Origin of the sequence: Synechococcus sp. BSA11S, from assembly GCF_014224355.1 — a bacterium.
Lineage (GTDB): Bacteria > Cyanobacteriota > Cyanobacteriia > PCC-6307 > Cyanobiaceae > Regnicoccus_A.
On the sequence record NZ_VNWP01000002.1, the window covers coordinates 255,044 to 262,596 of the forward strand.

At 68.4% G+C, this 7,553-nt stretch carries 8 protein-coding genes; 4 read left to right on the forward strand and 4 right to left on the reverse strand.

Going from position 1 to position 7,553, the window contains the following annotated elements:
- Positions 1–17 precede the first annotated feature (17 nt).
- Positions 18–1,013, reverse strand: coding sequence for a ribose-phosphate pyrophosphokinase (locus FPZ61_RS03135; RefSeq protein ID WP_185464435.1), 996 nt, complete (start codon positions 1,011–1,013; stop codon positions 18–20).
- A gap of 69 nt (positions 1,014–1,082) precedes the next feature.
- On the opposite strand from FPZ61_RS03135, the gene FPZ61_RS03140 reads away from it, so the two are divergent.
- A complete protein-coding gene (locus tag FPZ61_RS03140; protein ID WP_185464434.1) occupies positions 1,083–1,667 on the forward strand; it encodes a hypothetical protein in 585 nt (194 codons plus the stop codon).
- Positions 1,668–1,671: 4 nt separating this feature from the next.
- Here the strand turns inward: FPZ61_RS03140 and FPZ61_RS03145 are convergent, their stop codons facing one another.
- A complete protein-coding gene (locus FPZ61_RS03145; protein WP_185464433.1) occupies positions 1,672–2,739 on the reverse strand; it encodes an LCP family protein in 1,068 nt (355 codons plus the stop codon).
- 59 nt (positions 2,740–2,798) lie between these two features.
- On the opposite strand from FPZ61_RS03145, the gene FPZ61_RS03150 reads away from it, so the two are divergent.
- Both FPZ61_RS03150 and malQ read left to right on the forward strand, forming a co-directional pair.
- On the forward strand, positions 2,799–3,983 hold the full coding sequence (locus FPZ61_RS03150) for a Coenzyme F420 hydrogenase/dehydrogenase, beta subunit C-terminal domain (protein ID WP_185464672.1): 1,185 nt from the start codon (positions 2,799–2,801) through the stop codon (positions 3,981–3,983).
- Positions 3,983–5,575, forward strand: a complete 1,593-nt coding sequence (gene malQ / locus FPZ61_RS03155) for a 4-alpha-glucanotransferase (RefSeq protein WP_185464432.1) — start codon at positions 3,983–3,985, stop codon at positions 5,573–5,575. The genes FPZ61_RS03150 and malQ overlap by 1 nt, the downstream gene beginning before the upstream one ends.
- Here the strand turns inward: malQ and FPZ61_RS03160 are convergent.
- Positions 5,521–6,453 (reverse strand): RodZ family helix-turn-helix domain-containing protein, encoded by a 933-nt coding sequence (locus FPZ61_RS03160; protein ID WP_185464431.1) that lies wholly within the window; start codon positions 6,451–6,453, stop codon positions 5,521–5,523. The genes malQ and FPZ61_RS03160 overlap by 55 nt on opposite strands.
- 11 nt (positions 6,454–6,464) lie before the next feature.
- A complete protein-coding gene (locus FPZ61_RS03165) occupies positions 6,465–7,190 on the reverse strand; it encodes a pseudouridine synthase (RefSeq protein WP_185464430.1) in 726 nt (241 codons plus the stop codon).
- 182 nt (positions 7,191–7,372) lie between these two features.
- Between FPZ61_RS03165 and FPZ61_RS03170 the strand changes: the two genes are divergently transcribed.
- A partial coding sequence (locus FPZ61_RS03170) for a sigma-70 factor domain-containing protein (RefSeq protein ID WP_304623080.1) occupies positions 7,373–7,553 on the forward strand: 181 nt, incomplete at its 3' end.

Below are 7,553 nucleotides of genomic sequence, written 5' to 3' on the forward strand. Positions count from 1 at the left end.
GGGCGAGGGGACAGGGCCTAGCGGAACATCGAGCTCACCGAGCTCTCTTCATGGATGCGCCAGATGGCTTCTCCCAGCATTTTGGCCACCGACAGGACCTGCAGCTGGGGAAAATTGCGCTCGTCGGTGATCGGGATGCTGTTGGTGACCAGCACCTCCTCGATCAGTCCCGGCTCCGAGAGGCGCTCGATGGCCGGCGGTGAAAAGACCGCATGGGTGGCGCAGGCCAGGACCCGCCTGGCTCCCTCCCTGCGCAACAGGCGGGCCCCCTGGCAGATCGTGCCGCCGGTGTCGATCATGTCGTCGATCAAGACCGCCGTCTTGCCAGCCACGTCGCCGATCACCGTGAGGCTTTCGGCCACGTTGTGATCGGAGCGACGTTTGTCGATAATCGCCAGGGGCGCATCGTGCATGCGTTTGGCGAAGGCCCGGGCCCGGGCCACCCCGCCCACATCGGGGGAGACCACCACCATCTCACCCAGGTCCCTGGCGGAGAGGTAGTCGACCAGGACCGGCGAGCCGTAGATGTGGTCGCAGGGAATGTCGAAATACCCCTGGATCTGGGAGGAATGCAGATCCATGGCCAGCACCCGATCAACGCCCGACTGGGTCAGCAGATTGGCCACCAGCTTGGCTGTGATCGATTCCCTCCCGGCGGTCTTGCGGTCGGCGCGGGCGTAGCCGTAGTACGGAACCACAGCGGTGATCTGGCGTGCGGAGGCCCGGCGGCAGGCGTCCACCATGATCAGCAGCTCCATCAGGTGATCGTTCACCGGAGCGCAGGTGGGCTGGATCAGGAAGACGTCGCAGCCGCGGATCGATTCCTGGATCTGGATGTAGAGCTCGCCGTCGGCGAAGCGCTTGATCACCCGCGGACCATCGGGAACGCCCAGGTAGCTGGCGATCTCCCTGGCCAGGGCAGGATTGGACGTGCCGCTGAACAACCTCAGACGGCGGGTGTCATGGGGCCTGGTGTCCTGCTCCACCCGTTCAGCAGTCAAGAAACTGGTCACGGCAGGCGTGAGCGAGCAGGGCAGAAGCTTGATGGTAGAAGGCTCCCTGTCCCGCGAGGGCAAACAATGATGAAGGCTCCAGGGATACCCGCCAGCCCCAGGGCCCCAGAGGCTCCGTTGCGCCTGGTCCTGGTGGGGGCCGCCGCTGCGGGTGCGTCCGATGCGGTGGAGGAGGCCGCCGGCCGTCTGGCGGAGCTGATCGGGGTTCCTGCCCTGGCGATGCCTTCCCTGCACGAAGACGACCAAGCCGGCGTGGATGCCGTGATGGCCGAGCTGAACAGCCGAGGGGGATCCTGGGTGGTGCCGTTGCCCCTGGATCCCGGCCGCTGGCAGCCCTGGGGGGGGCGCTGGTCGGAGCTGCTCGGGGCCTGGCGCCAACCGGTTGTCCTGCTGATTGAGTCACACCAGGCGGATGGGGGGCTGCCGGCGGCCTGCACCGCCCTGATGAAGTGCAGTGGGGTTCCTCTGCTGGGGCTGATCCAGTGGGGTGGTGGCTTCGATCGGGAGGCTCGCCGCCGCGATGGACTCCTCTGGCTTGGGGGGCTCACCCACTCCCCAGGCTCGGCAGCAGCCGGGGAGGCTGAAGAGGCGGATCTCAGTCTGTGCCTGAGCCTGGGAAGGCGCTGGAGCCGGATCACGGCGGAGGCCAGGTAGCCGCTCAAGGGCTCGGCCACAGCGGCGATGGGGCTTTGGCGCTGATCTGCCGCAGGGTCTGATCCGGTTTCGCTGGCGATTCCAGGGGAACCTGGCTGAAGCGGGGCGCCTTCTCCTGACCCAGGCCGGCGGTGAGCAGGCTGAGGGCCTCGCCCTGGCTGAGGTTGGTGTCGAGCTGGGTGGTCAGCCGCTGCCAGCGTTCGGGCAACTGGGCCCACTGGTCAGGCCGGGTCAGCTCACCCACCAGTTGGCCGATCACCAGCTCCTGCCTCTTCCGGCGACCCGCTTCGCCCCCTGCCTTGTCGCGGTAGCGCACCAGTTGCTCCACCTGGTCCCCCTTCAGCCGCTGCAGCCCGCCCTGAAGATCAATGCTGAAGGCCTGGCTCTTGTCGCTGTAGCGCAGGGGCTGATCCAGGTTCAGCTCCAGCCCGCCCAGGCCGTCGACCAGTTCGCGCAGGGCCGAGCGAGGCAGCACCACGTAGCGCTCGGGCTGGCCAGGGTCCAGCCCCACCAGCTCGGCCACCGCGCCTGCACTCAGGGCCGCTCCCCCTTGGCGGTACAACGATCCGAGTGGCTGCAGCTTCTTTCGCCCGGGCAATTTCACGGCCAGTTCCGTGGGAATGGCCAGCACCTGCAGGGGGCCCTCAGGATCCACCCTCACAAGGAGCAGGCTGTCGCTGTTGGCGGCCCCAGCCGGTGCGGCGCCGTTGGTGGCGGCGGCCAGGCGATCGGCGTCGCTGCCGATCACCAGCACGGTGATCGGACGGCTGGGGGGATTGGCCAGGGGGGCCTTGTCGCCGCTCTCCACCTCACTGCTCAGCTCCTGATCCGGCGGAGGCCAGAGACCATCGAGCAGGCCCACCGAGATGACCAGACCGAGGGCCCCCAGGCCCAGCCCCGCCAGCCACCTCCAGGGACCGCTTCGGGTTCTCCTGGGGCGTGTTCGGGACTGAGGCTTGTCTGCCACGAGCGGCTTGGCCTGAGGAATCACCTCACTTTGACGCAGCTTCTCCAGAGCCGGAGCCGCGGCCGATAGGTTGAGGAACCCCACGTCCCCGTCGGGTTTCCGCATTGAGCGCCGCTCCCCGTTCAGGCCCCACTCCGGCTGCCGCCTCCGGCTCCGGCAGCCAGCTGGCTCCCCATCAGCGGGCCCGTCCCCTGGCCAAGGGCAGCCTCAAACCGGCCCGTGACCTTTGCAGCGAGTGCGGCCTGTGCGATACGGGCTGGGTGGCTTACGTGCGCAGTGCCTGTGCCTTCCTCACCCAGAGCTTCGATCGGATGGAGGAGCGGGCCCATGGCCGCAGCCGTGATCTCGAGAACGACGACGAGCTCTATTTCGGGGTGCATCAGCGCATGTTCAGTGCCCGCCTGCGGGCACCGATCGAGGGGGCCCAGTGGACCGGCATCGTCAGCCGGATCGGCGTGCGGGCCCTCGAGAGCGGTCTGGTGGATGCCGTGCTGTGCGTGCAGCAGAGTCCGGACGATCGCTTCACCCCGGTGCCGGTGCTGGCGCGAACACCCGAAGAGGTGCTGGCCGCCAGGGTGAACAAACCCACGCTCTCCCCCAACCTGGAGGTGCTGCAGCAGCTGCCGGGCAGCGGCATCCGCCGGCTGCTGGCGATCGGAGTGGGCTGCCAGATCCAGGCCCTGCGCGCTGTTCAGGACACCCTGCCGCTCGACGCTCTCCACGTGCTGGGCATGCCCTGCGTCGACAACGTCAGCCGAAGCGGGCTGCAGACCTTCCTGGAGAGCGCCAGCCGCTCGCCCGACACCGTGGTGCACTACGAGTTCATGCAGGACTTCCGCATCCACTTCCGCCACAGCGACGGCAGCGAGGAAACCGTGCCGTTCTTCGGGCTTGACACCCCCAACCTCAAGGGTGTGTTCGCCCCCAGCTGCCTGAGCTGCTTCGACTACACCAACGCCGGCGCCGACCTGGTGGTCGGCTACATGGGCGCCAGCTTCGGCCGCCAGTGGCTGGTGGTGCGCAACCCGAAGGGCCAGGAGCTGCTGGATCTGGTGGAGGATGAACTCGACGTCGCCCCGGTGACCAGCCACGGGGATCGTCGGGCCGCCGTGCAGCAGGGAATCGAGGCCTACGACAAGGCCCTGAAACTGCCTCTCTGGCTGGCGGAGCTGGTGGGCTTCTTCGTCAACCGATTCGGTCCCAAGGGGCTTGAATACGGGCGCTTTTCGATCGATTCCCACTTCACCCGCAACGCCATCTGGGTGAGACGCAACCACCCGGATCAGGCTGATCGCCACATTCCGGCCTTCGCCAAGGCCATCATCAGCCGATACCGCATGCCTGATTGATGCCCGTGCCCAACGGCTCCGACCACGGGTCCTCCATCCGGCAATGCGGCGTGCTGCTCCACCCCACCGCCCTGCCGGGCACGCCGGGGTGCGGAAGCTTCGGTCTGGAGGCACGCCAATGGATCGACCAGCTGGCCGCCGCCGGCATCGCCGCCTGGCAGCTGCTGCCCCTGGCCCCCACGGATGGCACCGGCTCCCCCTACAGCTCCCCCAGCGGCTTTGCCCTCAACCCCTGGTTCCTCGATGCCCAGGTGCTGGTGGATGAAGGGTTCCTGGAGTCGACTGACGCCGACGGTCTGCCGGTGGGCAGCCGCGAGCGGCTTGACCTGGAGGTGGCACCTCAGCGGGCTGCGGCCCTGGGGCAACGGCTGCTGGAGCGCTGGCCGGCCCAGAGCCCGGAGCACCGGCAGGCCTTCGCCCACTGGTGCAGGCAGGAAAGCGCCTGGCTGCGTGACCACTGCCGCTTCATGGTCCTGCGTCAGCGTTTCGCTCAGCAGCCGTGGTGGACCTGGCCAGGGCCCCTGGCGCGGCGTGGCCGCCTGGCCCTGCGCCGGCTTGATCGCCAGGAAGCGGCTCCTCTGCTCCAGGAAGCCTTGCTGCAATGGCAGCTCCAGAGGCAGTGGCACCATCTGCGCGAGCACGCCAGTGCCTGCGGCGTGCGCCTGATCGGTGATCTGCCCTTTTATGTGGCCCACGACAGCGCCGATGTCTGGGCGAACCGTCGTTTGTTCTCCGTGCGCCCCGATGGCTCCCTGCGCGAGCAGAGCGGTGTGCCTCCCGATTACTTCTCCGACACCGGCCAGCTCTGGGGAACTCCGGTTTACCGGTGGAGCCTGCATCGCCTCACCGGCTTCCGCTGGTGGATGCGGCGGCTGGAGCGCCAGCTGCAGCTGCTGGACCTGCTGCGGCTTGACCATTTTCGCGCGCTGGAGTCGTACTGGAGCGTGCCCGGCCAGGCCAAAACAGCACAGGAGGGCCACTGGCGCCCGTCCCCCGGCGAGGCCCTGCTGACATGCCTGCAGGCGCGCTGGCGGCGGCAGCGGCCCGTTGATGCAGGTGCCGCAGCGGCCCTACCCCTGATCGCCGAAGACCTGGGGGTGATCACTCCCGAGGTGGAGGCCCTGCGCGATCGCTTCGCTCTGCCCGGAATGAAGATTCTCCAGTTCGCCTTCGACGGCAACGACGACAACTCCTACCTGCCCGCCAATTACGACGGTGACCACTGGGTGGTGTACACCGGAACCCACGACAACGCCACCTGCATGAGCTGGTGGCAGCAGCTGGAGGAGGACCAGCGTCGCCAGGTGGGCGAGCTGGTGGGAAGCACCGTCGATGCGCCGGGCTGGCAGCTGCTGGAACTGGCCCTGGGGTCCTCGGCCCAGCTGGCGGTGGTGCCGCTGCAGGACCTGCTTCATCTTGATGACCAGGCCCGCTTCAACACTCCCGGCACCGCATCCGGGAACTGGACCTGGCGCCTGAACCAGTCGATCGAGAGTCTTCAGGGTCCACTGGAGGGCCTTCAGACGCTGGCGGAGCGCTACCGGCGCACGGGCACCGCTGCGCCCGAGCCGGTGCCCGGCGGCAGCCTGTAACGGCCGCCACCGGCGGCCTCTGCGGCCAGGGGCTTGCCGTCCCAGAGCACCGAACCCTCGGCTGGAGCTGGTTCCAGCCGCAGGCGCAGGGGAGGTTGCAGTTGCAGCACCAGTTGTCCTGTGGCTCCGTTGAGCTCGGTCTTCATCCCGGCCTCACTCTCCAGACTGATGCGGGTGGGCAGACGGAGCGTGGCCTGCAGGATCCCCGCGGCGGGCCGAGGCTCCACGGGCCCCTCCAGCACCTGCTGCTGTGCCACGCCGCTGGCCGCCTGGTCCAGGGGCCTGAGATCTGGATAGGCCCGCAGCAGTTCAGCGTTCGGGTCGGGTGCCCGTTGCTCCGCAGCCGGAAGGGGAGGGATCGGTTTGAGGGCCAGCAGGTTCTCGGCCGCGAGTCGCCGTTGTTGCAGGTTCACGCCGTAGATCAGCGCCAGGGTCAGGCCCCCGTAGAGCACTGTCCCCTGCCAGGTGGTGAAGACATCGATCGAGCCCGGGGTGAACCGGGAGAGCAGGGCCTGACCTCCGGCAGCTCCGTGCTGGAGAGTTTCGGGCTCGTCAGGCAGGGCGCCCTCGAGGGAGCCGGCCGGCAGACTGAGGTGCTGCTCCAGCAGCGGCAGCATTGTTCTGAGGTACGCCGGCTCGGGCAGGCGCTCACGCCAACCTCGCTCCAGAGCTTCGAGCACGGGAGTGCTCACCCGGGTCTCGATCGCCAGCTCCCGCAGGCTCAGTCCCTGGGATTCCCGTTGCTGGCGCAGCAGACGGCCTGCCTGCAGCAAGGGATCCTCCCGGGGCTCAACCGGCAGGCTGGGCCCCACCTTGCGCCAGGGCCACCAGCTCCAGCGTCTGGAGGGCGTGGTTGGAGGAATCCTGGCGGATGGCATCGATCAGCGGCTCAGGTCCGCGGCTCCAGTTCCTTCCATTCTTGAGGGCTGAGGTGGCGCCAGCGTCCCTCCGGCAGCTCACCGAGCCGCACCGGCCCGATCGCCACCCTCTCGAGATCGCGCACGGGATGGCCCAGCAGCTCGGCGGTACGCCTGATCTGACGGTTTCTGCCCTCGCGCATCTCCAGCTCGAGCAGGGTGCCCCTGCGGTCGCCCTTCAGCCGCCTGACCCCCACCGGCTGGCTCGGCTGGCCGTCCAGGGACACGCCCCGACTCCAGCGCTCGAGCACAGCGGTCTGGGGATCTCCGGCCACCCAGACCCGATAGGTCTTGACGTGGCCGAAGCGCGGGTGGGTGAGGCGCAGGGTCAGCGTGCCGTCGTTGCTGAGCAGCAGGGCCCCGCGGCTCTGGCCATCAAGCCGCCCGACAGGGTGCAGACCGGTGCCCTCGCTCAACTCCTGGGGCAGCAGGTCCAGCACTGTCGGGCGGCCCTCGGGATCATTGCAGCTGCAGATCACACCCCGAGGCTTGTTGAGCAGCACCGCCAGGGAGGGAGCCGCGACGCTCACCGGGGCTCCGTCGAGCTCCAGCAGGTCGCCGGTCGGATCAGCCCGGTCCCCCAGCCGCGCCACGGCTCCGTTCACCGTCACCCGTCCCTGCAGGATCAGCTCCTCGGCCCGGCGACGGGAGCAGATCCCCGCACCGGCCAGCAGTTTCTGGAGTCGTTGTGCCGTCATCGCCGTGGCGCCGGGGCTGGATCTGGATCAGGGCATCAGGCGTCCGGAGGGGCGCCCCATCCCACCAGTGTTGCCTCAGCCACAACGAAACAGGGGGACGGATCACTCCCGCTTGGCGAGAACCCGTGGTCCGGTGGTAATTTACGAAACACAAAGGTTTCCTAACTCCCCGATTCGGCCCCATGCCCTCCCCCTCCGTGGCCGCCTCAGCCTCCCCCTCGTCCCTGGTGCCTACCGGCGACCTGGTGCGCTCGTACCTGCGCGACATCGGCCGCGTGCCGCTGCTGACCCATGAGCAGGAGATCACCCTGGGCCGTCAGGTGCAGGAGCTGATGCGCCTGGAGGAAACGGAGCAGGAACTGG

Excerpts from the sequence above, each read along its gene's own strand:
- FPZ61_RS03140 (WP_185464434.1), top strand. The coding sequence starts at position 1,083 with ATGAAGGCTCCAGGGATACCCGCCAGCCCCAGGGCCCCAGAGGCTCCG.
- FPZ61_RS03145 (WP_185464433.1), bottom strand. The coding sequence starts at position 2,739 with ATGCGGAAACCCGACGGGGACGTGGGGTTCCTCAACCTATCGGCCGCG.
- malQ (WP_185464432.1), top strand. The coding sequence starts at position 3,983 with ATGCCCGTGCCCAACGGCTCCGACCACGGGTCCTCCATCCGGCAATGC.
- FPZ61_RS03160 (WP_185464431.1), bottom strand. The coding sequence starts at position 6,453 with ATGCCATCCGCCAGGATTCCTCCAACCACGCCCTCCAGACGCTGGAGC.
- FPZ61_RS03165 (WP_185464430.1), bottom strand. The coding sequence starts at position 7,190 with ATGACGGCACAACGACTCCAGAAACTGCTGGCCGGTGCGGGGATCTGC.